At 46.8% G+C, this 23,775-nt stretch carries 25 protein-coding genes; 13 read left to right on the top strand and 12 right to left on the bottom strand.

The window, feature by feature from the left end:
- Positions 1-142: 142 nt before the first annotated feature.
- Positions 143-472 (top strand): hypothetical protein, encoded by a 330-nt coding sequence (locus O3C43_18760; protein ID MDA1068533.1) that lies wholly within the window; start codon positions 143-145, stop codon positions 470-472.
- Between the two features lie 20 nt (positions 473-492).
- Here O3C43_18760 and O3C43_18755 read toward each other — a convergent pair whose 3' ends face one another.
- The gene (locus O3C43_18755; GenBank protein ID MDA1068532.1) at positions 493-1,026 is read right to left on the bottom strand and encodes an SRPBCC family protein; all 534 of its coding nucleotides are present in this window, start codon (positions 1,024-1,026) and stop codon (positions 493-495) included.
- 127 nt (positions 1,027-1,153) lie between these two features.
- Here O3C43_18755 and O3C43_18750 point away from each other — a divergent pair, with 127 nt between their 5' ends.
- From O3C43_18750 to O3C43_18740, 3 genes are all read left to right on the top strand, one after another.
- Positions 1,154-2,161 carry a DUF4097 family beta strand repeat-containing protein gene (locus tag O3C43_18750; protein MDA1068531.1) on the top strand — a complete coding sequence of 336 codons (1,008 nt, stop codon included), beginning with the start codon at positions 1,154-1,156 and terminating at the stop codon, positions 2,159-2,161.
- Positions 2,162-2,269: 108 nt separating this feature from the next.
- Entirely contained in the window at positions 2,270-2,896 is a 627-nt protein-coding gene (locus tag O3C43_18745; GenBank protein ID MDA1068530.1) for a DUF1080 domain-containing protein, read from the top strand.
- A gap of 31 nt (positions 2,897-2,927) precedes the next feature.
- The gene (locus tag O3C43_18740; GenBank protein MDA1068529.1) at positions 2,928-3,377 is read left to right on the top strand and encodes a hypothetical protein; all 450 of its coding nucleotides are present in this window, start codon (positions 2,928-2,930) and stop codon (positions 3,375-3,377) included.
- 164 nt (positions 3,378-3,541) lie between these two features.
- Here the strand turns inward: O3C43_18740 and O3C43_18735 are convergent, their stop codons facing one another.
- Together O3C43_18735 and O3C43_18730 are read right to left on the bottom strand one after the other, a co-directional pair.
- Entirely contained in the window at positions 3,542-4,876 is a 1,335-nt protein-coding gene (locus tag O3C43_18735) for an arylsulfatase (GenBank protein ID MDA1068528.1), read from the bottom strand.
- 119 nt (positions 4,877-4,995) lie between these two features.
- Entirely contained in the window at positions 4,996-6,120 is a 1,125-nt protein-coding gene (locus O3C43_18730) for a porin (GenBank protein ID MDA1068527.1), read from the bottom strand.
- A 204-nt stretch (positions 6,121-6,324) separates the two neighbouring features.
- On the opposite strand from O3C43_18730, the gene O3C43_18725 reads away from it, so the two are divergent.
- Positions 6,325-7,614 carry an amidohydrolase gene (locus O3C43_18725; GenBank protein MDA1068526.1) on the top strand — a complete coding sequence of 430 codons (1,290 nt, stop codon included), beginning with the start codon at positions 6,325-6,327 and terminating at the stop codon, positions 7,612-7,614.
- Between the two features lie 52 nt (positions 7,615-7,666).
- Here the strand turns inward: O3C43_18725 and O3C43_18720 are convergent, their stop codons facing one another.
- From O3C43_18720 to O3C43_18690, 7 genes are all read right to left on the bottom strand, one after another.
- Positions 7,667-8,095 carry an SRPBCC family protein gene (locus O3C43_18720; protein MDA1068525.1) on the bottom strand — a complete coding sequence of 143 codons (429 nt, stop codon included), beginning with the start codon at positions 8,093-8,095 and terminating at the stop codon, positions 7,667-7,669.
- 91 nt (positions 8,096-8,186) lie between these two features.
- On the bottom strand, positions 8,187-8,957 hold the full coding sequence (locus O3C43_18715; protein ID MDA1068524.1) for an NIPSNAP family protein: 771 nt from the start codon (positions 8,955-8,957) through the stop codon (positions 8,187-8,189).
- Between the two features lie 183 nt (positions 8,958-9,140).
- Positions 9,141-9,599: a cytochrome b562 gene (locus O3C43_18710; GenBank protein MDA1068523.1), complete on the bottom strand. Its 459-nt coding sequence runs from the start codon at positions 9,597-9,599 to the stop codon at positions 9,141-9,143.
- Positions 9,600-9,750: 151 nt separating this feature from the next.
- Entirely contained in the window at positions 9,751-12,228 is a 2,478-nt protein-coding gene (locus O3C43_18705; protein MDA1068522.1) for a CehA/McbA family metallohydrolase, read from the bottom strand.
- A gap of 123 nt (positions 12,229-12,351) precedes the next feature.
- On the bottom strand, positions 12,352-12,690 hold the full coding sequence (locus O3C43_18700; protein ID MDA1068521.1) for a P-II family nitrogen regulator: 339 nt from the start codon (positions 12,688-12,690) through the stop codon (positions 12,352-12,354).
- 33 nt (positions 12,691-12,723) lie between these two features.
- Entirely contained in the window at positions 12,724-14,034 is a 1,311-nt protein-coding gene (locus tag O3C43_18695; protein ID MDA1068520.1) for an ammonium transporter, read from the bottom strand.
- 436 nt (positions 14,035-14,470) lie between these two features.
- On the bottom strand, positions 14,471-15,295 hold the full coding sequence (locus O3C43_18690; GenBank protein ID MDA1068519.1) for an alpha/beta hydrolase: 825 nt from the start codon (positions 15,293-15,295) through the stop codon (positions 14,471-14,473).
- A 663-nt stretch (positions 15,296-15,958) separates the two neighbouring features.
- Between O3C43_18690 and O3C43_18685 the strand changes: the two genes are divergently transcribed.
- The 4 genes from O3C43_18685 to O3C43_18670 all read left to right on the top strand — a co-directional run bounded on the left by O3C43_18685 (position 15,959) and on the right by O3C43_18670 (position 19,918).
- Entirely contained in the window at positions 15,959-17,002 is a 1,044-nt protein-coding gene (locus tag O3C43_18685; GenBank protein MDA1068518.1) for a hypothetical protein, read from the top strand.
- Between the two features lie 675 nt (positions 17,003-17,677).
- A complete protein-coding gene (locus O3C43_18680; protein ID MDA1068517.1) occupies positions 17,678-18,217 on the top strand; it encodes a phosphatase PAP2 family protein in 540 nt (179 codons plus the stop codon).
- 143 nt (positions 18,218-18,360) lie between these two features.
- On the top strand, positions 18,361-18,981 hold the full coding sequence (locus O3C43_18675; GenBank protein MDA1068516.1) for a hypothetical protein: 621 nt from the start codon (positions 18,361-18,363) through the stop codon (positions 18,979-18,981).
- Positions 18,982-19,117: 136 nt separating this feature from the next.
- Complete coding sequence (locus O3C43_18670) at positions 19,118-19,918, top strand: alpha/beta hydrolase (protein ID MDA1068515.1); 801 nt, start codon at positions 19,118-19,120, stop codon at positions 19,916-19,918.
- Positions 19,919-19,945: 27 nt separating this feature from the next.
- Here O3C43_18670 and O3C43_18665 read toward each other — a convergent pair whose 3' ends face one another.
- A complete protein-coding gene (locus tag O3C43_18665) occupies positions 19,946-20,362 on the bottom strand; it encodes a DCC1-like thiol-disulfide oxidoreductase family protein (protein MDA1068514.1) in 417 nt (138 codons plus the stop codon).
- A 200-nt stretch (positions 20,363-20,562) separates the two neighbouring features.
- Between O3C43_18665 and O3C43_18660 the strand changes: the two genes are divergently transcribed.
- Positions 20,563-21,087 (top strand): hypothetical protein, encoded by a 525-nt coding sequence (locus O3C43_18660; protein ID MDA1068513.1) that lies wholly within the window; start codon positions 20,563-20,565, stop codon positions 21,085-21,087.
- A gap of 326 nt (positions 21,088-21,413) precedes the next feature.
- Here the strand turns inward: O3C43_18660 and O3C43_18655 are convergent, their stop codons facing one another.
- Positions 21,414-22,172: a transporter gene (locus O3C43_18655; protein ID MDA1068512.1), complete on the bottom strand. Its 759-nt coding sequence runs from the start codon at positions 22,170-22,172 to the stop codon at positions 21,414-21,416.
- Positions 22,173-22,292: 120 nt separating this feature from the next.
- Here O3C43_18655 and O3C43_18650 point away from each other — a divergent pair, with 120 nt between their 5' ends.
- From O3C43_18650 to O3C43_18640, 3 genes are all read left to right on the top strand, one after another.
- On the top strand, positions 22,293-22,715 hold the full coding sequence (locus tag O3C43_18650; GenBank protein MDA1068511.1) for a MerR family DNA-binding protein: 423 nt from the start codon (positions 22,293-22,295) through the stop codon (positions 22,713-22,715).
- Positions 22,712-23,464 carry a MerC domain-containing protein gene (locus O3C43_18645; GenBank protein ID MDA1068510.1) on the top strand — a complete coding sequence of 251 codons (753 nt, stop codon included), beginning with the start codon at positions 22,712-22,714 and terminating at the stop codon, positions 23,462-23,464. The genes O3C43_18650 and O3C43_18645 overlap by 4 nt, the downstream gene beginning before the upstream one ends.
- Positions 23,465-23,479: 15 nt before the next feature.
- On the top strand, positions 23,480-23,775 hold a 296-nt coding region (locus O3C43_18640), incomplete at its 3' end, for a heavy-metal-associated domain-containing protein (protein MDA1068509.1).

Raw genomic sequence — 23,775 nt, 5'->3', positions numbered from 1 at the left:
AATCCTGTGTGTCCGAATCCACCAAGAACTTTTATTTGTCTCAACTAAAGAAAAACTGATTATTCAAAGTGCCCTTTAGTCTAAATCCGTGGATTTCCTTTACCTGAGATTTCTTTTAAAAGCTATCCGAGGAAATAGCCTTATGTTTTCTCTCATAATTGCTTTGGGGTTTATCGGATTTTCAGTGTTTGGAGAAATACGCTCTATCTTTCATGGAGTCGGTTTTGCATGGCCACTCGCCTGGATAGTTTCTGTGCTGTTCGTTGGCTACCTCGCAAAAAACGAGAGTCGTATAAAACTGAGGTCCAAGTTCAAACTTTACCTTTCCCTCAGTGTCATCGGATTTGGAATTCTTTCCAGCTACATTTTAGGGGCCTACGAAAATGCCTTGTTTGATGGGATTCCGAAATATGATCTAGACACCTCCCCAACTCCCATTCACAAGCGGAACATAGGACCTAGGGGAAAATAAAAAGTACGCGTCAGTCTTATTTATTCCGCCTCAACCAGGGTTTTAATATTTACCAATCCCGTCTCATATTGTTCACCAACCAGTTTTTCGAACAATATTCCAAAATAACGCTTAATGGGATTCCCGCTAAATTCTCCCTTGAAGCTCCAGGTCAGGGTAAACCTATCCTCGTTTGGAACCAGAGTAAAAGTTGCATAAGAGGGACTATCCTCCCAATCCTTGAACTTCAATTCACAGGTCATCCTGGTAGGCGATACATACTCCGTTATCCGCATACTGCCCTTGCCAGCCTTTTCTCCAACCCACGAATTACTTCCACCTACTCCTGAAGTGGACGGGCCATAAGTCGTTTTCATGCCTGGATCCATTTCGTTCCAGGGAGACCATTGCGGCCAATTCCTTAGTTCGCCAATCAACGGGAACACGTTCTCCGCTGGAGCCTCAATCTCAATAGACCTTTCAAAATAGTAGCTTTTCGGCAGAAATAAGGATCCCAGAAATACCACCAGAAAAATCACACTGATGACCCCAAGAATAATTTTAAGTATCTTCATAAGAATGTGAGCTTATAGTTACAAAATCCAGATGGTTTTGACAAGATTTTGGTCTGCTCATTGTTTAGCTATGCTTTTGCAACTTTTCAATCAATGCTGGGTAAATATAGTATTCAACAATTCTCATATGCATTACAGAAAACTCATTAATCTGGCCCAATGGGGCCCATTCCTTCTCTCAATCCTTGCGGGCTCGCAACTCTCAGCACGAATTGAGGATAAAGTTGAGGAGTTTTTTGCCACTAATGGGGCTGGGGTTCTCACACTCGAACTGGAGTCCTCCAGAATAGAAATCGACACTTACGACGGTTCGAAGGTAACAATAGCCATCACCCGCAGCTTGAAAACGGGAGATCGAGATGATTTGGAAGATGAATTGAATAAAGTGGATCTAACCTTTGAGCAAAGTGGAAATAACATCCGCTGCGTCCTCCGCTACGAAAACAAACAAAGCGGATGGAGCTGGTTTGGAGGTCGCAGCTCTCGACTTAATTTCATGGCCGTAGTAAGAATTCCCCGTACGTTTGACGTTGATGCCAAAACATCCGGCGGTTCCGTTGACCTCAACAATCTCCTGGGTAATGCAAAACTGCATACTTCAGGAGGCAGCATCGCGATGGAAAACGTGGATGGCAATGTAACGGCAAGAACTTCCGGAGGTGGCATTCGTGCAAAGGATTGTACTGGTGATGTTGAAATGAAGACCTCCGGCGGATCAATTAAAGCCGAAAACGTTGACGGCCATGTGATAGGTAGAACTTCTGGCGGGAATGTAACCATCAATGACATCAGGGGTAATGCCGACGTTTCGACCTCTGGTGGATCTATAACTCTCGAAACCGTTGCGGGTAATTTGATTGCCTCGACCTCGGGAGGCAGCATCAAAGCAACTATCGCAGGTCAACCGTCAAAGGACTGCAATTTGAAAACCTCAGGCGGAAGCATTTATATCTCCGTTGCCTCGAACGCCAATCTACAGATCGACGCATCAACCTCCGGTGGAAGCGTTAAAACCGACTTATCTTTGGCCGGAGTGGAAGCAAAGCGCTCATCTATGAAAGGCCAACTAAATGCAGGTGGCCCCATCCTAAAAAGCCGAACCTCTGGTGGATCTATTCATATAAACTCGATCTAGCCTCTGCAATATTGGCAATAAGTCGCGACTGAATCACAATAGTGTAGACTTGCCATTAATTCGTGGGTGAACTTGGTTACTTCTCCTAACCCTAGTCCACTCAATTATATGAAATGTCTCCCTATTTTCTCTATCACCATTGTTCTGTCACTTTGCATCGCTTGCTCTGCAGTCAAAGAAGATTCCACTAATACCGTTTCACTGTTTAATGGTAAAAACCTCGATGGCTGGGAAATCCAGAACGGTGGTCAATTTTCCGTCCAAGATGGTGTGATGAAAATCAACAAAGGCACCGGTTGGCTTCGGTCCAACGGCACTTATGGAGATTTTACCATGACGATGGAATTTCGCTTCCTCGAAAAGGGAGCCAATAGCGGAATCTTTGTTCGAACAGGAGCCACCAGTAAAGACGACGAGAACGGCTGGCCAGACAACGGATATCAGGTGCAATGCATTGACGAAACGGTGCATCAGTATCCACTCGGATTCATCATCCCATACGGTGCACCTGAATTTCAATCAAAGTCCTCCATTGAAGCCTTGAAAAGTGTCTATAAACCAGCCGGCGAATGGCACAGCTACGAAATCACCTGTAAAGGTGATACCATGAACATAAAACTCAACGGGGCCGTCATAACAACCGCTACCAGTATCAAAAACCTTACCGGGCACGTAGGAATCCAGGCCGAGGATGGATTGCTTGAGTTTAGAAAAATCGAAATAGAGCAGCTCTAGATTAGAGTTTGTTGCGCCGTTACCAGTAGGCATGAAAAGCATTCGCACGTTAACCAGTTCAATTCTCCTGGTGTGCCTTGCATCCATCAGTCAATCGGGTTGTTCACCAGAAACCCCGAATCCACTAGTGGGTGTGTGGACGGTGACCAACATAGTCGACCTCGATGAAAAGACCGAAAGCGATCCAGGTAATATGCATTATATTTTGACCGAGGGATTCATCATGACAGTTGGAGGAAAGGAGGATCGCCCGGTGGTTAATAAGAACTTTGCTGATATGACTCCTGAAGAAGTTCTGTCACAACTACCTGCTGGAGGCGGTTTCATGGAATACCAGATCAAGGAAGGAAAAATCCACAGAACAACCCGGTATGCCCTATCCGAATACTTTGAGGGAAAACTGATCGTTACTGAGTTTGAAGTTGATTCGAACAATCTGGTTTTTCGGGACAACCATCACGCCGATGGTCACCTGAGGTAATGGCATATGGTTCGGGTGGAGTAGAATGAATCGAGGGGCAAGGGCCGAAGGACGAGGAGAAAACTCGCAGCTACAAAAAAGCCTTCAAACTATACAATCTGAAACCTGAACACTGAAATCTGCTTAGGACTTCTTGCTTTTGACCTCTCTTAATTTCCCGTCTCTCACCCTTCCTCAAGAAGCTTAATCAATCCTGCCAGCAACTCCTGGTTTTTGGAGGCCAAATCACTTTCCTCGCCAATATCGGTCGATAAATCGTACAACTCCCAATCCGCGTCTACGGCATTGCGAATGGCTTTCCAATTTCCCAGGCGAATCGCAACTTTCTCACTACGGGATTCATTGTATTTCCAAATCAATGGAGAAAGCCGTTTTTCCACCTTACCAAACAATGCAGAAACGAGCGACATCCCGTCGACATGATCAGGAGTTTTCACACCTGCCAACTCACAGGCGGTTGGCAACCAATCCCAGAAAGCGGATGCAAAATCGGAACGGGTTCCTTGTTCTATCCTTGCGGGCCAACGAGCGATCATAGGGACGCGAATTCCACCTTCATACAGATCACGTTTGTAGCCTTTCAGTGGTCCGTTCGAATCAAAGAACTCATGATCATGATTTCCTTCGTGATGCGGTCCATTATCAGACGTAAAAATCACCAGGGTATTTTCGTCGATTCTTAGCTCTTTTAGTAAAGTCATTATTCTTCCTACATCCCGGTCCATATGAGTAATCATCGCCGCAAATCCTTTTTCCGGATTCGGCCAGTCTTTTTCCTCAAACTCACCGTAACTCGGAACTTCCATTCCATCCTGCCAAACGCGTCCACCCTCGTTGTTCGCGTGAGGAATCGTCCAATGAACATGCAGGAGGAATGGGTTCTTGGCATTCGTTTTTATGAAACCAAGAGCTTCTTCAGTCATCACATCGTGTGAGTAGGTTTCACGGCCATTTGCTATTCGGCCCCTATAGGGTTCGTGAGTTGGACCTGCCAGGTTACCTTTCAAAGGAATTTTTTCGCGATTGCGCCACAGGTAAGGCGGATAAAAATTGTGTGCGTTACTCTGGTCCAAATAACCCATCCAAAAATCAAATCCATGATCATTGGGATGACCTTCCTTTCCATTAAACATGGCCCACTTACCTACTCCACCTGTTATATACCCGGCTTCCTGGAGCAATTCACCCACGGTCACATCGGAGTCCTGCATCGCGTAAGGGGCATTTCCTGTAATGGGTGCGTGACTAGGTTCAATTCCCGTCCACAGTGCCAGTCGGGAAGGACGACAAACCGTATTCCCGGAATGGTAATCAGTAAAGATTCTACCCTCCTCCGCCAATTGATCAATGTTCGGCGTCTTAAACATCTTTTGGCCAAAACAGCTCAAGTCACCGTAACCCAAATCATCCACCATAATGTAGATAATATTGGGCTTGCCCCAAGCAAGGCCAAACGAGAACAGGAGAAATAGAAGGACAAAACGAAGAGAAGAAAGCATAATTGATTTGGATAAATATTCAGCATCAAGATCACTCATTGCGACCTTGAATGGCAAGATAGAAGAGCCCTCAAGCCAACTGCCGGAGGGGTCCTCAAATGCTTAAATAAAATGAACTATTACCAGGATATCCGCAAACCTGTAGTCACACCCAATCCACCGGTGTATTCCCCGCCATCTTTTGCGCTATCCTTCATTTTGGTACTCTTGACGCCCGTTTGCCATTTCAATTTGTGTCCGTAAAAGAACACATTGAAACCAGCATAAAGCTCATCGTATTGGTCTCCGCGACCCGAAACGACGCTGCTTTCATAACGGCCCAGGCGAACACCGTTCGGATTGTCACTCCCCATATGGGTGTAGCGAAATACGAGTTGAAGCTTTTCGTTTAGATAAAAGAAAGGCATCGCTGAAAAACCCCACAAATCGCTTTGGCCTTTGTGACCATCTCCAAAGGACAGATCAGTCCAGAGTCCCCAATTGCCGTCTTCCCATTTTGATACCAAAGAAATAACTTCTCCAAAACTACGCGTGTTCGCCTTCGCGTGTTTTTCGTTTTCAACAATATCCAAACGAATCAACGCGCTGTCGATTCCAACGCTTTCAGAGAAATCTCGACCTACCGAAACCAGGCCAAAGTAGCCGGCATCAAAATGGCTTAGTTCCCCGTTGCCATCCGTTGAGAACACGCCCGCATCGTAGAGCCATCCATCGTCCGATTCTCCGGACACACTCACCCCAGTAAAATACTCAGCAGTAAACCACAAATTGTTGGTCAGGTTGCTCCGTTGAAGAGTAATAAGACTTTTGGATGAAGTCGCTCCATCGAGCGTAAATCCAGCTGACTGTTTTCCTATCTTGATGGTCGCATTCCCAAGGGATCGCGACATGTAGGTATCCGTAAGACGGTTATAAAATTTGCCACCGTTGAGGTCCAGATCTGCTTCTGAGTGAAGTGTCCAATTTTCGAAGACCGTTGATTTGAAGCCAAAGCGAAAACGACGCCACAACGTGTCATTTGCGTTTCCTTGATCGGAATCGAAGGAGTAAGCCTCCCATTGTAAACGTCCACTCAATGCAAGATTCTGCATGAAAGGGTTGTCCGCGTTCTCGTAGAGTTTGGCGTTACTCCAGATTTCATCGTAATCCGGCTCAGCCGAGAGCCAAGTACCGGAAATAGCCAATAGCATTAATACAGGCATACACACATCGCGGCGCCCAAAGGATAATAAACAAGCAAGCATAGTTCAGTTATATTGTTAGATTTAAAAGCAACGGATTATGTCAAATAATTTTGATTCCGGTGTCACAATCAAGAAAATATTATGTAACAGGAATGTTTCAGATTCGTAACAAACAATCATCATCCGAGACACAAAATCTCCAGAATAATATGTTTCAACTATTTTCTGTTTGTTGCATTCAAACCTTCCTCATAGCTTGACCAAATGAAACAGTGCTCAGTCCTCATCTTGTTGTTGCCCACTATTCTATCAGCTGGACTCAGTCAGCAGGTCGATGAACTGGCCAGTGAAGTGGCTCCACAAGTCATTCAATGGAGACACGAGATCCATGAAAACCCGGAGCTTTCAAATCAGGAATTTCAAACAGCGGCCAAAGTAGCTGAACACTTGCGAAATCTGGGGTTCGATGTTCAAACCAATGTAGCCGTAACTGGAGTTGTGGGGGTCCTCAAAGGTGGAAAGCCAGGACCGGTTGTCGCTCTGAGAGCCGACATGGATGCATTACCGGTAACCGAAAAAACAGGCCTTCCTTATGCATCCAAAGTGAGGACCGAGTACGATGGTAAGGAAGTCGGCGTAATGCATGCCTGTGGACACGATGCCCATGTGGCAATTGCCATGGGAGCAGCTGAAGTGCTCGCGAGAATTCGAGAAGATTTACCTGGAACAGTAAAAATGATTTTCCAACCTGCGGAAGAAGGCGCCTGGCCGGCCACTATATGGGGTGCTCAACAAATGATTCAGGAAGGGGTGCTACAAAACCCGAAAGTAAATGCCATTTTCGGGCTCCATGTTCGCCCAGGTGAATCAGGCACTCTACTCGTCAAACCGGGACCCATCATGGCCAGCTCAGATTTTCTCCGCATCACGGTCACAGGAAAACAGACCCATGCCGCTATACCCTGGGGAGGGATTGATCCGATTACCATTTCAGCGCAGATCATTCTGGGTCTTCAGACGGTGGCAAGTCGCCAAGTTCCGATACTCGAAAGTCCTTCCTTAGTTTCGATTGGTACGATACAGGCTGGAGACAGAAACAACATCATACCAGATCAGGTTGTTATGACCGGGACCATCCGCACTTTTGACCACGCTGTTCGTGCAGCCTACCACGAAAGAGTAACCCGTACTGCGGAAAAAATTGCTGAAAGTGCCGGAGCTACTGCGGAGGTCTACATTGGCTCAGATACCGGCTACTCGCCGACAATCAACCACCCTGAACTCACAACCGCTATGACCCCAACCCTCTACCGGGTTGCGGGTGAAGGTAAACTGCTTGAAAGTATCATGACCACCGGAGCTGAGGATTTCTCATTCTTTCAGAAAGAAATTCCGGGCATGTTTTTCTTTTTAGGAGTGACACCGGAGGGGGTGGATCTTGAGACCGCAGGGGTCAACCACTCACCTCTTTTTCTGGTCGATGATGACGCCATGATAACCGGAGTCCGAGCGATGTCACACTTGGCCGTGGATTATATGTTGCAGAACCAATAAAGTACCGAATCTCCATTTTCAGGTGCTGGTTACTTCAGGTCAAAACACTGGCTCAGGCGAAATGATTTTTCAGACTCACCAACAATGCGTTGTAAATCGGATTACAGAACTCCGCGACAGCATTAGGATCCCGGGACTCATAATCCGAAGCCCATTCGATACACGTCAGGCCACCCACTGTTATAGGGTGTAGTTTAACGGTCCCAAGGTAGTTGGATACCGCATCTTTACTTACCACGCCTGGTCCATCGTCGATGCTATAGTAAAAAGAATAACTTTCAGCATCCACGTGCAACAGCGTTTCGTGAAACAACTCATTTAGAATTCGTTTCGACCCCACTTCTGTTCCGTCAAGATCACCTACAGGAGTTACTGAGGTTATTACACCTTCAGCCCAGTTCATATCGTGAAAATTCGAGATAGTGCTCCAAACTTTTTCAATGGAAGCATTGAGTACGGCGGAATGATAACAGCTCATAATTTATAAGTTAGGGAAAATTGATTCCAGGAAGATCTCTTCGATCAGAGGTATCCAATTGACCCAAATTCCAATCAACTTTAAACACCGAGTTTTATCGCATCGGTGAAAAATCAGTTGGTAATAAAAACGGAGATTTCACGCCTCCTTGAATGGTCAATCCACCTCCTGCTCTTTCTTCCGAAGCGGCACGAGCGACAACCCAATCTTCATCCTTACGGAACCCATCAAAGGCGGTGGTCCGTAATGCCTCATCCTTATGAGCCACGATATAAATCAGTGTATTCGTTGCACCTTCCTGATCAGCCATCGGGTGAAAGTAAGCAATATTCTCAATACCATGTTTAGCAAATAAACCGATGGTGTGATCACTGAATCGGGCATCCAGATGATTGAGCTTCCCTTCATTCGCGGTGTAGGTGCGAAGTTCAAATAAACGCGCAGGATCCGATTGAATCTTTTTAATGGGCATGGAGTACTCCGTGGCGTTCATGAAAACGCGCTCCACTTTGTTCACCAACTTTCCATTGGTGGTAGACGCTTTGTAGGCAGCCTTCCAATTAGGATCATCAAGAAATGCACGCCACATGACTTCCTGGTCCAATCGACTTGGGTAGGCGATAATGTAAACCAATGTGTTATCAGCATTATCCTTAGGTACCCAGTAACCAATATTTTCTATACCGTGCTTTGCAAAAAGAGCACAGGTATGATCACGGAAACGGGCCAGGAGATCATCCAGTTTACCCTCATTGGCAAAATAAGTGCGCATCTCAAATACACGGGTATCATGAGCACTGGCGGCAAAACCCAGGAAGAAGTTGGATAGAAGGAGGGCGATGATGATTGAAGAACGATGTTTCATTCGGTCCATTAGATACAATCAATACAAACAGTCAGTCAAAATATTGCAATTACACCCACAATTCTCCCTGGCTCGGAATTTGCACATCCTTCAAACTATTTAGTCTGAGTCTGCAGACAAAAATGGCCAGTCCCGGAAAGGACTGACCATTGAAATTCTTAATGGGACCAATTGGCCCAGACCCTACTCTTCGTCAGGAGCTTTGTAAGCCTTGTGACCCTTCTTTTGCTGGTCACGAAGTTTCTCGATGATTCCTTCAGCTTTGCCGTTATCACCTGCAACAAACGCCTTTTCAAGATCAGCAAGCAATCCGACGAATACTTCCATTTCCTTTTTAAAGCCTTTAACGAAGTCAGCTTGCTCACCTTTTGGCTGGTCAGCTTTCCAGGCAGGTTCGTGCTCGAGTCCGGCAAGGGCAGCTTTGTGCATTTTTCCAGCGAGGGCAGCAGAAGCCGCATTTTTGGAAGCGTCACCAGCTTGACGACGTAGAGTGCGGAAGGCCTTACTGATGGTTTCCATTTGCTCACCGAGCTCGGTATGCTCCCCATGATCTTCATGAGAGGCAGCGTTCAGAACGGAGAAGTTCATTCCGCCAAAAGCGATAAGGAAGGCGATAACATTAGAGAGTAAACGTTTTTTCATATGGTGATTAAGATTTGTTTTGTTTGAAAAAGTTCCGCTAGGGAGTCAAAAAACCGAACGCTAATCAAGATTCTTTGGTTACTAATTTTATTCCGGAATAATTCAGGTAATCCTCAATTATTTAAGAAAACTGGCACAAAACCCATTCGACTCACAGACTTTCTGATTCGGCCAAAATTCCTTTATAAATTTCCTTAGCTTGATCGTAGGCGAGTTTTGCTTCTTCAAGTTCTGATTCACGGATTTGTCCTTTCTTGGATTCCCAACAAACATCGACAGCTTCAATACACCACTGTGCGCTGCGTTTACTTGCTCGAATGGGGTTTCCCCCCACTTCGACAAATACGGGATTCGTATGTGCGCTTGGCAGGATTCTCACCGCGATCCAACTGGACTGCTCGATAGGGACATCAAACTCCAGGTGCTGTTGCAAACCGTCTGCAACTATTTCTTTGGTAGCAACGACAGCTCCGTTTACCACCACTTCCACGGGCACTTTACGAGTATCACCTATTCGACAACGTTCTATGTGCCAGTAGGGTTTATTGTCCAGCCGTTCATTCTGTAATTTCCGTGTTTCTTCTGTTATCTCAGCTTGAAGAAGCGCAGCCACATCAAATCCGACTTTAACAGTTCCGGATACGGCCAAATCCAACTGACTGATTTCACCTGCTGATCCCGGTTCGCCGACGGCCACATCATTTACCTTAAAATTAATAATATGACTCATGCCGTCTCCAACATAACTGCGGCCATCTTTAAGACCCTGAACCCAGGAATCAAAATTCAGATCCTGGTCTTCATCCAGTTTCACATAGATCCGCCCTAATCCGACTTTGTCGCCGTAAATACAGGGAAAGTCGGTCTCACCAGAAATGCGAGCCCGGAAACCACAATTCAATGTATGGTACCAGATATTCAATTCCCAAATGGGCGGAGTATCTACAGACGAAATAAAATCACAAACATCGTGAGCAACCGCGACTATGTATTCATTGGCACCAATTCCATCAAATGGTGGCATTGCATAGTCTGGTAGTAAATCAGTTGCCCGTCCCTGCCTCGCTTGTCCTCGACCAGGATTTCGATATGGCATCGTAGCAAGCCTTTCCCCATCCGGCCCAATATCGGGCAAGCCAAGCCCCCAACCACTGTGGCTGTAACCGACCACCCCACCCTGATCTTTCCCCCATTTTAAAACAGGCAAGGTCCAGCTGGGCCATTCGTCTACCAATGTAGTTCCGGGATAATCGTCTTCCTTCAAACGCAGCAAACAAAGATGGCCAGCGTGTGAGGAAGGAAATCCACTCACCTCCACATCATATCGCATGAGGTAGTCATCTTTGGACAGTGCGGAGATCTGTCCTTCAAAATTATCCTTTTGCGCATACCAGCAAGGGCCCCAGGTAAGTACACAACCTACATTGAGATCTTCTCCCAAAATATGTCGCATCATGTCTTCAGCAGTCACACCTTCGGTCGGATTTTCATAATGAGCGCAACCGGCGGCATGCACGTGATGATCCCCTGAATACCAACTTTGGGTAGCCATATGAATCCATCGCTGAAGCTTGAAATTCGCGGTCTGCCTTTCAACTCCATCCTTAACAATTAGCTCCGAATCCTGCGGAATATATTCAGGTCCACGAGAAACCGTAACACTAAACTTTCCTGGCGGCAATAACACCGACTCTCCATCAGCCCGGTATACTTGATCGTGAAAGAAAAAATCGGGGGCAAGACGTCGTGCCGGGTTCGGATACACACGGCCATCTTCGTCTTTAATCACAAACGCTGCACTCGTTCCTTTTCCATCGAAGTCTTTAACTCCGAGTATAACTTCAACCGCCTGCTCACAATTAAATAGAATCGCAGTCTCATTTCGAAAACCTATATCCTGAGTCCCCTGTCCCACGTGGAAAGCCAATGTAGCTTCTCGATGCCCAACATCCCTACTATATAGCTGAATGATGCGGTATTCCAAAGCGAGGCCAGACAACCGTGGATTTAATGGCCGACCATTTACCATTTCAAGGTCGAGCCAACGCTGAGCCACATCAGCCATGGAAATATCCATGGAAGGTGCATTGGAACCGGTGCTCCTACGATACTGGGGAGCGGCGTTCGGGCTTTCGGCAATAAGCTGAGGCGTTATGCCCGCTTCGTTATGCACTTTGACCAAAAATGTCCGCCAACCCTGTTGAACCAGTTTCTTTTCAACCGGACCCGTGTCCACCATTACACGGCTTTCCGGATTGATGTGAACACTGGCAACGCAATACCTGTCCAAAATAGCCTGGATTCCAGTTATCACCATTTCTGCATCCGACTCCTTCACCAGTGCTTGAATTGATATCAAGTCCTCCTCTCCCAGTGGAGCCCCTACATAATCCAAAGCTTCCAGTAATCGACGTGTAGCCGAAATCAAGGGTTGGGCATCTACTTTAGCGACCGGCAAAAAATCAGAAGTATCGGCACTGATTGAGGTTATTTTATTCTCTTTCGACTTCTTATTTTCATAGAGCGTTTTCCCCAAAAATAGAAAGACGTTGAAAATAATAAGTATTAAAGCGCCCCATAGAATAGGGTGCGTGCCTTTCCGAGGCGTGGGTGTTTCTTCAATATCCATAACAACAAAGTGATTATGTTAGTTAAGAAACTGTCGGCACCTTGGCGATAAAAATAGCTACTCAGCGAAAAATGCTGAGTAGCTATAAAATTAAAATGTCCCTTTTGGGGAGCGAACGACTAATTACAAAGCGTCCGTGTCTGTCTCACCGGTACGAATTCGCACCGCAACTTCGACAGGAATGACAAAGATTTTTCCGTCACCAATTTTTCCGGTTTTGGCGGATTTCACTATCGCCTTAATCACCTCTTCAACCATGCCGTCGTCGACAACAATCTCGATCTGGGTCTTCGGGATAAAATCAACCGTATATTCGCTTCCGCGGTAAATCTCGGTATGGCCTTTCTGCCGACCAAATCCTTTAACCTCAGTCACAGTCATTCCGACAACTCCAACTTCAGATAAGGCTTCTTTAACGTCTTCCAGTTTGAAAGGTTTGATAATGGTTTTTACTAATTTCATGAGAATTCGTCGGGATTGAGAATAGAATAAAGTTTATTCGAAATTATATGATGTTTCACCGTGCTCTGCTTGGTCAAGACCTGTGTGCTCTGCTTCTTCATCCACCCGTAATCCGGTGGTCATTCGGCAGATGAAAACAATGACTGCGGTTCCAATGGCGGACCACAGAACCGTAAAGCCAACTCCTTTAATCTGAGTAACGAGCTGAGCACCGATTTGATGATCGCTGGAACCACCAAAGGCGGCGACCCCAAACACGGCAACCATAACAGTCCCCATTATTCCGCCCACTCCGTGAACGGCGAAGACATCCAGGGAGTCGTCGATTTTCAATTTGTTTTTAACGATGCCACAGGCAAAGTAACAGACGAACCCGGCCAGAAACCCGATGCACATAGCACCCATAGGTCCCACTGAGCCGGAAGCGGGAGTAATTGTCGCCAGACCCGCAACCACACCGGTAACAATTCCTACCAAACCAGGTTTCCCAGTTTTCATCCACTCAATACCCATCCAGGTTAAACTGGCTACAGCGGCGGAAATATGAGTGACCAACATGGTCATACCTGCAGCCTCATTTGCGGCCACTTGCGATCCGGCATTAAAGCCGAACCAACCAACCCAAAGCATGGAAGCACCAATCATCACCATCGCCGGATGGTGTGGCGGATGTAACCGATTCGGGAAATCCTTTCTGGGACCTAACATTTTTGCCAGAACCAGAGCCGAAACTCCGGCTGTAGCGTGAACCACGATACCGCCTGCCAGGTCGATCGTTCCGTTATTAAACATCCAACCGTTACTGCTCCATACCCAGTGGCAAACCGGGGCGTATACTACAATCAGCCATAACGTACTAAAAAGGAGGATGGCTGAAAATTTCATCCGCTCGACAAACGCACCAATGATCAAACCAGGGGTAATTATCGCGAAGGTCATTTGAAACATGATAAACACCGTTTCAGGAAAGGTACCACCATTCAGTTCACCTACCGAAATTCCTTTCAGAAACAGGTGTTGAAAATCCCCGATCCAGGAATTTCCGTCCGAGAATGCGAGACTATACAAACCGCCGACCCAAAGGACCGAAGCAAGACAGGCTACAGCAAAACACTGCATTAGCACGGAGAGGATATTCTGGGAACGCACCAGCCCGCCATAAAATAAAGCGAGTCCGGGCAAAGTCATAAACAAGACAAGAACGGTTGCAGTAAGCATCCAGGCGGTATCGCCAGAATCCAGGACTGGCACCGATGCTTCATGAGCATTGGCATATGCCATTGCAGGCAAAAGTGAGAATAGAAAGATAGCAGAAAAAACTTTAGAAACGAATCGGAGCATCATGATGGAGAACAAAAGAGTTTGAGAACGCTGAAACCATACAAACCACCTTACCCATACCACAAGTACTTTTTAACTCTTTTAATTGTTTAAATAAGTAATTGAAATCGCGCAGGTCAGAAAGCCACTCCACGTGGCGAGACCACGTTGTATCAAAGGCTTTCTGTTCTACCCTTCGGCCAGGATCGCACCGCGATTGATCGAAAGTGAAATTATAACCCTGTGGCAAAGTCCAAAGGGAATGTTCTAGCAGATTCATAGAAAGGTGGTCCGGATTACCTCTCGATGGAGTCGGCGATCCCAATCTACCAAAAATTCTTCGTCTTAGTATGGTAAGACTCTATAACGAGAGTCCGGTAAGATTAACACCCGACCGATCGTTTAATTTCGTGTTTCTCGTCACTGAATACCAACGCCTGACACCAAAGCAAACCTACCCTCACTCAAACAATTTCCCCAACCAGCGAACCAGGGAATCTTCCCATCCATAATCAGTTTTCATTCCGAGTCCATGCCGCCCTTTCGGAAAAACATGAAGCTCAAAAGGAACGCCGTGAGCCTGCAAAGCCGAAGCAAATATCAGGCTGTTTTCAACCGGAACAACCGGATCCTCAACCGTATGCCAGATAAAGCAAGGAGGTGTCTTTGTAGTCACTTTAAGTTCGGGCGAAACCGAGCGCTTCAATTCCCGGGAAGGAGCCTCGCCCAGAAGATTCTGACGTGATCCTTTGTGGGTATAAACTCCATCCATCTCAACAACCGGATAACAGAGAACGCCAAAAGCCGGTCTTAGCTTTTCTGAGTATTCCCCGTATGCCGTAACCGTGTGAGCGGCTAAATGACCTCCGGCTGAAGAACCCATAACACCCACTTTGATTGGATCGACCCCAAACTCAGCCGCACGGGAACGAACGGTTTGAATCGCCGCCAACGCATCTTCCAGCATCGCCGGATGCTTGTGCCCTCCCGGAGCCAATCGATATTCAACGACAAAAGCCGCAATTCCCTTCGATTGAAAGAAATGTGCGTAACCGGCTCCTTCATGTTCAGCTAATCCTCGATAACCTCCTCCGGGAAAAATGATGACGCCGATGTCACTGCGTCCTTTTTCTACCGGCAGGTAAATCTCGAGCTTCGGCGATGCCCCCGTAGTGGAACTCGTAAGATTACCCATAACGATACGTGTGCTCTCCTCAGCACTCACTACCGTTAATTGAAAGAATAAAAAGACCGAGGAAAGAAACAGTGTTTTCAGAATAGGCATGCCCCATCGGATTCCCTGCCCTCCTAGGTTGCAAGGGGAAACCAAATACCAGGATAAGAAATCTTAGGAGCCGCAAGACTCCCCTGTGTCACACACTCTATCACACCACTGCATTACTATGAAACAGGGCTTGTCTCAGAAAGCCTATTCGGACTAAACTATTCGCATTAAAGAAGCCCAACTTCTTTAAAACAGCTTTCATACCCTAAACAGATAATCCTCTTACACATCATTATCTAGTAGCTATGGAGGCTTTTTATTACCTACTAACTCTTCTCTTACGTCGCGGTTATTTTTAGTTGCTCCCGTTGTTCCTCACTGGCGGTTACCCGAGCCTAAATGCTCAGTCGGAACAATCGAGACAAACCTGGGAACGCCAAAACCCAGCTTGACTATGAAACTTGCCCAAGAAACCAGCGCGATTGCCCTGGCGTACCATGTATAAATTTCACAACGTCCATTAAATTCTTCCTTGCCCAAAGTCTGAAAACTTCTGATATTCTAATCGGTTTTTCAACGAGCCAATCGATTTATCCTAAATCTGCTTTTACCTTCGACAGTCAGTAAACCCCACTCTCTGCGGGATCCAGTTTATCCATACATTAATCGATTATAAAATATACACCACTCTCATTCAAAATCCCCCTACTAATCGGCGCGGCAATGACTGTTTTGTGCCCTGGACTGTTTGCCGACCATGGAATTACAGGTAACAACTTCACTGCTATATTTGGGGAGGAAAAACAACTGACCGGTTCCAAGGGAGGCACAACCTTAATTCTTTCAATTAACTACCATCAAGTTATCACTAACACTGTCGGTGAAGGCGACCTTGTATGCGAAGGATCCGCAGGGGAAACCCTTGGAAAAACAATACCTATTAGCTATTACACCAGGTTTTTTAAAGAAGATGGCATAACCGAAGCCTGGTATACACTGGGTCCTTTCGATTCCAGTGCCAACGGCACCTACTCGCTAAAGCTGGTAGCGGATCAGGTGAGGAGTGGCGTAGGAGAGTTACTATTTCTTCCAGCGGGGGAACTCATACAGTTTGTCCAGGACATCAACGATCCCATGCCGGCGGTTCTGGATGTGAGCTTCGATCCGCCCTTGAACGGTGAAGGCCAACTGACCGGTCCTCTCGGGTTTGGCCTCGTGAAGCTGTTTATCGACTTTAACAAGGACGTTGAAGTTAACACAATCCACTCCCAAATCCTGGAAATTACAGGCAGTGGAGAGGCGGAAGGAAAATCGATACCCTATAGATTTTATTCGGTTGACGACCAACAGGCCGATAAAATCACGGCCGAATATTGGATGGGGCCTCTGGATGCGACTGCCAACGGAGGCTATTCTGTTAATCTGCTGGATGGAGTCAAAGGTATCGGAACAGTCGAGACCACTATTCCTGCCGGAGAAATAGCTGCCTTAACCCAAGGCATAACAGATCCATTGCCTGCCGTCAAATCGACTCTTAATTTTGTTGAGGTCCTGGACGCGATTAATGATATCACCGACGTTCAATTTGCACAATTCTCAATCTTTTTCAACCTGGCTGTTGATCCGGACGAAATCGACAGTAAAGACGTAAAGGTAATCGGAGATTCAGAAGGAAATAAGGATGTGGAACTGCTGATCTCAGATGGATTAGCGGGGCATAGTACTGCTGAGAGTCATAAACGATTAAGACGACCAACAAGGGCATGAGGAAACGAAGCAGGAAATGCCCCAGGGGACCTATGTAATAGAGCACACCCATCGTTGCAGAAATCACGAAATGGTCGCTACGAAGTCCCCCAAGTAGTCCATGTAGTCCAAGAAACAACAGGAGGAGAGAGGCGGGGGTCCACCTCTGAAAGAGCGAAGATTCCTGCCACCATGCCTTCCCTGAGAGGTAAAAGGTGTGTGCGTTTGAAATCATAATATCAGGCTTCGGTCGTAGACTCCATAAGTGGTGGATTTTTTTGCGTCCCACTCGTTCTGTCAATCGAAGTAACGGTTCATGAGCATAATCCATCAAGGATAGTGTAAAGCCACCTGAATGTGTGTAGAGTTGTAGTTCCTGATAAAATTCACCAATTAGCGGTGAGGCCATTTTACCGCATGGATGTTCCTTGCCACGCCCATTAGATAAAGACGTAAGCGTTTGAGGTATCCACCCCGAAAACAATTCGAATAAAGTGCTCGTAAGGTAAGCCTTCCGTTACACCATTTGAGAATGATTTTCCAAGGATCAGGTAAGGCAAATAGTACACCAGCCGGATTGTTATCAATCTACACGATGAAGCTCAATCGAGGATGGAGCAGTGTCTGGAAAAATGAGTGCCATACCAAACATCTCGCGATTGACACATCCAGCTTGCACTTTGGCTCCGAGCGGTAGTGAAGGACATACTTACACAGCTTCTGGCATTGGATCGGACGATAGTCCTTTCGTGTAATCGTTTGCGCAACCGCCCGCTGACCTGGTTGATGCAAATCGCCACCTATTCCGGGTCAGCCCCAGTTTGGATCGTTTTGGCTGCTTGCTTGTACCTACTAAGGCGAACTGGGCAATCCACGCCGATCAGCGATCAGTTCTTGCTTTCCATGTTACCGGCATTTGTGGCTTGGGGGATTGGCAACTTTATCTTGCGCCCGCTGCTGAAGCGTCCCCGACCATTCGTCGCAATTGCAGAGCATGAGGCCATCGTTTGGGTACCGAAGAACCACTCCATGCCGTCCACACACGCCGCTACCTCAGTGGGTTTATTCTGTTCTTTATGGTTTTTTGGTCATCCGATAACCGTTGTTGTCGGTGGATGGGCTCTTTTGGTGGTGCTATCGCGTTTATACCTGGGAGTTCACTACCCATCAGACTTGATCGCAGGGACAGTCCTCGGCATGTTGACCGCGGGAGGATTCCACCTTTATCTGTGGTGACCAGTAATTGACCGCGACACTGAACCAACCCAAATGGCATTGGGTTTCAGTGTTTTTTATTTTCCCGTGCTGTTAATGCAAATTAAATTCCAATTGCTAAGCCGCATGGCCCAAGTCAACCTACTCCACTTCAACCTATTGATATGAAAATTCTCCTTCCGTTTCTTCTAGTGCTAGTGCTCAACTCAACGACTTACGCTCATGACGCTGCTTACCTCATAGCCCAGAAGTACGGGCTGAAAAACTGGAACAAGGTCGAGTCGATTACCTATACCTTTAACGTTAAAAGTCCGCGCGCTGAATTTGGCAGGACCTGGACCTGGCACCCGAAAGAAGACAGGGTGTATTCACACCAGGACGAAGTAACTTATACCCGTGGAGAAGGAATGGATCCGAAAATCGATCAGAACTTCATAAACGATGTGTTTTGGTTGCTGTTTCCGTTTCAGATTGTCTGGGATCCTAGCCTGAACTTTGAGGAAGAGGAGAACGTGAAAGATCCGATCAGTGGTGCGACGGTTCAGAAGTTGCGGGTTATTTATAATAAAGAAGACGGCTATACGCCTGGAGATGTGTATGAACTGTTCTATGACAAAGATTACAATGTGACCGCCTGGAACTTCATAAGAGGTGGCGAAGGCGAAGGTCGACCCACGATTTGGAAAGGAAATGAGAACTTCAACGGAATCACCATTTCCACCGATCATCGAAATGCCGATGGTGGCGGACTCTGGTTCAGCGATATTGAGGTAAGGTTGAAATAGGATTTTTCAAGGTAGGGACAGATCGCCGATCTGTCCGAATCGGCGCCCTCGGCGAGGTAGCCCTACCCAAATACAATAACGAGCATCAAGGATCAATCGCGGGATAAACCCGCTCCTACAGCTAACAAACAGCACAATGAAAACACTATTGCCCCTAATCATCTCTCTCGTGCTCACCGGAGTATTATCCGCTCAGGACCCGGAAGTCGTCATTTACAAAAAAGTCGAAGGCCGTAATCTGGCCCTTTTTATTTTCAAACCTGAAAAACAATCGACCCCATCTCCGGCCATCGTCTGGTACCATGGAGGTGGCTGGCGGGAAGGTAAGGCCGGACAATTCTTTGAACATGGAAAGACCCTAACAGGCTTTGGCATCGTATCCATCTCCGTAGAATACCGAGGCTACGTCGGCGACAGCGAACATCCGGATATTTCCCCTTGCATTAAAGATGCGAAATCCGCCTTCCGATGGGTTCGCGCCCATGCCAAGGAGCTAAACATTGACCCCGATCGCATCGCTGTAGGTGGTGGCTCGGCAGGAGGACACTTGGCCGCCGCAGTGGCCACTCTCCCCGGTTTCGATTCACCTAACGACGACCTGGGCATTCCTCTCAACCCCAGTCTGCAGCTGTTGTTCAACCCAGCGTTGGATCCGTCCAAACTCGTTGGGGAAAAAGCCTCTCCCTTGCAGGCAGTCAAAAAAGGCATTCCACCCGCCATCATATTTCACGGAATGGCGGACACGACGGTTCCGATTACACAAGCCTACGATTATCAACGTGCCATGGACAAAGTAGGCAGTCAGTGTGAAATCTTCGCGTATCGGGATCAGACTCATGGATTTTTCAATTACAACAACGGTAAAAACCCCTATTACTACAAAACGGTAGGAGACATGTTGGTCTTCCTGGACAAACACGGTTACTTAACGAAGTAATAAAGACCTGAATGGTAGACAGCCTAATTAAGGCAAAAAACGTTCCCTCAATTCAGGGGCAACCAAGGGGCATACTCCCTCTGGTTTCTTGAAAATCTTTTTTCTGATAGCGGCAACAAAGCGGTAACCAAAGTCGCGTAAAGGCTTCGGGAAAACACCCATCACTTTTCCCACCCGACGCCATCCAGGTGAGAGCGTTTTCATCGCGTAAACGGCAGCGTCAGAAAGCATGAGCAAGTCTTCGGATTCAGATAGAAGAATAAGACTATCCGGAAACTCAATCGCTTCCTCCGTTGAAAAGTTGGCCCTGAAAGTTTCACCCTCCAAAGGCGCAAATTGAAAATAGGCGGACTCTTCGTGCTTTAAGACGAACACTACGAAGCGATGGCAGAGTCCACATTCCCCGTCATAAAACAATATCGGCTTTTCATTCACTCGTTTCATATGTGCGAGTTTAATCAGTCGATATCAAACTCAATTCCTAACCAAATATCTAAATTTAGGTGAAAACTAAGTGACTCGTAAAATTTTCACAGATAGAAGCTAATGGTTCCTAAAAATGACCTGCCATACAACTATTTGGTTGTTCAAAGTTCTAAATCAACTTCCAAAGACCAAACAACTTGTTCAAAAAACGATTCACCATGCAGTTCCGTTTGACCATTACCAGTTTCTTTGTCCTGACAGGCAGCTTAAGTCAGATGATCGCTCAAACCTTGCAACCGGGACATATTTTGCATCATCATCCCGATGAACAGCATGAATCATTGCTGACTTTAAGCAGCCACTGGGATAGCAAATACATTTCGGAAGGACGGAACAATCTGCACGAGGGAGGAATTGGATCCCTTTCTCTGGAGTGGAATAATCATTTCGAAATTGGTGAACTACTTTTGGCTGCCTGGTATGCGGAAGGCACGAGCACAAACTATTCGGAGCTAAACCTTGGAATTGCATATTTAATGCCCTTGGACCCATTCCACTTAAAATTCGGCTACACGTGGTTGGATTTTTCCGTAGACAATACGTCCGACCATGAGATCAGCCTGGAAGTTGGAAATCATAGCTTTGATTTCTTTGAGTTAAATGCGGCAATCGTTTATTCAGCTGATACTGGAGGGACATTCCTTGAGTTGGTAGCCTCTAAAGAAATTGAAAAAATAATATAACCCTAACACCCTATTTTCTCATAGGAGTAAACGAAGGTTACGTTTCAGGGGAGCACAACGGCGTGAACCATTACCAATTGGGCGTCGAAAGTGCGATTACACTTAGTGATGAATTGGATATCAACATCCACCTGGGGTTCACTTCACCTATAAATAAATTACCGGAAGAAACACTTGGGCATTACCTGTGGTTAGGCTTGGGGTTCACTTATTCAAAATAAGGATCCGAAATCCATCCAACCTCTGTGAATTTTCCCACATCCCGAAATCTTTTCAATCGGGAAGTTTTCCAAATAGACAAATGAGTTCGCTTCTATAGTATCCACTTAACCCCAACGCCTCGAAAATCTCACCCCCACAAACCAATCCGGCGCATAGTGGTTTAAACCCAGTCCACCGTATAAATCAAGTTGAGTGTCGTCGTTAATAAGGTAAGTAAAACCGCCATCAAACGAAACGGGAGACTCGGGCGAACTAAGCCCCACCGAACCAAAAATCTCAATGAAGGCTCCGACTCGATCATCAATGCCATAACCGAGCGCGATCGAATAATCGGCGGAAGTCAGAGTGCCCTTGTCTCCATTCGTCTTTACAAATGAGCTTGCGGAGGCTCCAACATTATATCCGAGCGAAAGCGATTCGCTCAAGCTATGCGAAAAGGCCAAAAGGAAGCTGGGATCAAACGCATCCGAAGAAAAGTTTTTATCTCCAACCGGAAGAGTCGTATGAACGATAAGAGCCATCTCGGGACTCGTCCCGTTTTCAGCTTTCAGGTATCTCTTGAAGCCGACAAAGGAATCCCCAATTCCGTTTTCCCCATCCGCAAAGTTATAGCCGTCCCACCCTGCGCGTAGTTCCCAATCGTCCGCCAACCCAATTCTGACCAAGGTACCAAAAACATTGGTGATTTCGTTACTGGATCCACCTTCTAGCAGGAGAATGCCGGTTTCCAGTTGCACCACTCCATCTCCAACCACCGAGCTGGATTCCGTCGCGTCGGGCCTATCTGTGACCAGAGGAGTTGCGTTGGCGATTGAAGCGGCGAAGCACAAACCGAGAGAATAAATAAAAGCAGGAGAATTCATATTTTGATAAGTAAAAATATTAATTTTGATTAGTCAAAATATTTTTTCCAGTATATCCCTTGACCCTGTAGTATACTACTAGGTGTAAACTCTTCCTTAATGGTAAAAACAGGTAATGAAATGACACAAGAACCACTCACAATGGGACAGGTTGCCAATCGCTCCGGAATAGGTATAGAAACCGTGCGTTTTTACGAACGCCAAGGGCTTATTAAAGATCCCCCGCGAAGTGGCTCCGGTTATCGTATGTACCCGGAGGAAACCGTCACTCGCATTCAATTCACCCGGCGGGCGAAGGACCTTGGATTTTCTCTTAAGGAAATAAAGGACCTACTTTCGCTCAGTGTTTCACCCGGTGCCACTTGCCAAGATATCAAACATCGGGCCGAAGCCAAGTTAACCGATATCGAAGACAAGATTCGAACGCTTCGGCGGATGAAGAAAGCACTGGCGAAAGTCACCGCCGCGTGTCGCGGGGAAGGCTCGGTAAGCGATTGTCCCATTCTGGAAGCGATGGAACAGGGAAAGGAATTAGCGAAATGAAAGTCGAACTCATTTACGACCTTGATTGCCCAAATGTTTTGGAAGCCCGCACTCAGCTTCAGCGCGCTTTTGTTGAGGCTCGAATTCCGGCAAAGTGGACAGAATGGGAAAAGAGCTCCCCGGATAGTCCCGATTACGTCCGTGGCTACGGTTCTCCGACTATACTCGTAAACGGCAAAGACGTGGATGGAGTAAGCCCTTCTGATGGGATTTCCTCCTGTCGTCTTTATCAAAACAAGAGCAGAGCGGCCCAGAAAACTCCCGATGTCGAAACGATTGCTTCGGCTCTTCGATCTGCAACAAGGTCGCGTTCTGGCTGGCGTGGAATCCTCGCAACTGTCCCAGGAGTTGGGGCTGCGTTTCTTCCTGTGGGCGCGTGCCCTGCATGCTGGCCCGCGTATGCGGGCTTGTTGGGTTCTTTTGGTTTAGGCTTTCTGCTCGAAACCGCCTACCTACTGCCGCTGACAATCATCTTTCTGGCTCTTGCCTTACTCGCGTTGGGCTATCGGGCGAACACGCGGCGAGGCTTCTTGCCTCTGGCTGTTGGCTTCGCTGCTTTTGCCATGATTCTCATTTTCAAATTCGTTGTTTTTTCCAATCCGATCGCCTACGGCGGACTGGCGTTACTCATTGCCGCGTCAATTTGGAATTCTTGGCCCATGCGGCCGAAAAGCAGCTGCCCTGCCTGTGCTCCCAAGGCAGCAACTTCCGTTGAAATGAAGCACGTAAATGAAAAATCAATCACTTAAGCCTTAGGATCCGTTATGAAAAAAATGCAATTGCTATCACTCAACACCATGGTGCTGGTTTCACTTCTGCTCGGAGCGCAGGCCCGAGCAGAAGTTTCTCACGTCAGTATCGCCGTCGACGGGCTTGGATGCCCTTTCTGCGTTTATGGAATTGAAAAACAGTTAAAGCACATCGACGGAGTGAAAAAGGTCGATATCGAACTCAAGACAGGTCTGGCGCTGGGTGCAGGACAAATTTTTTTCTTAGATGCCTCATGCGGCGTTTTTCTGGTCCCAGTAGGAATCGAAGCGGTTACTGTGCAGGGCGGTGC

The sequence above is a fragment of the Verrucomicrobiota bacterium genome, from assembly GCA_027622555.1.
Lineage (GTDB): Bacteria > Verrucomicrobiota > Verrucomicrobiia > Opitutales > UBA2995 > UBA2995.
Note: the sequence above shows the minus strand (reverse complement) of the source record. Positions and strands in the feature narration are given on the sequence as shown.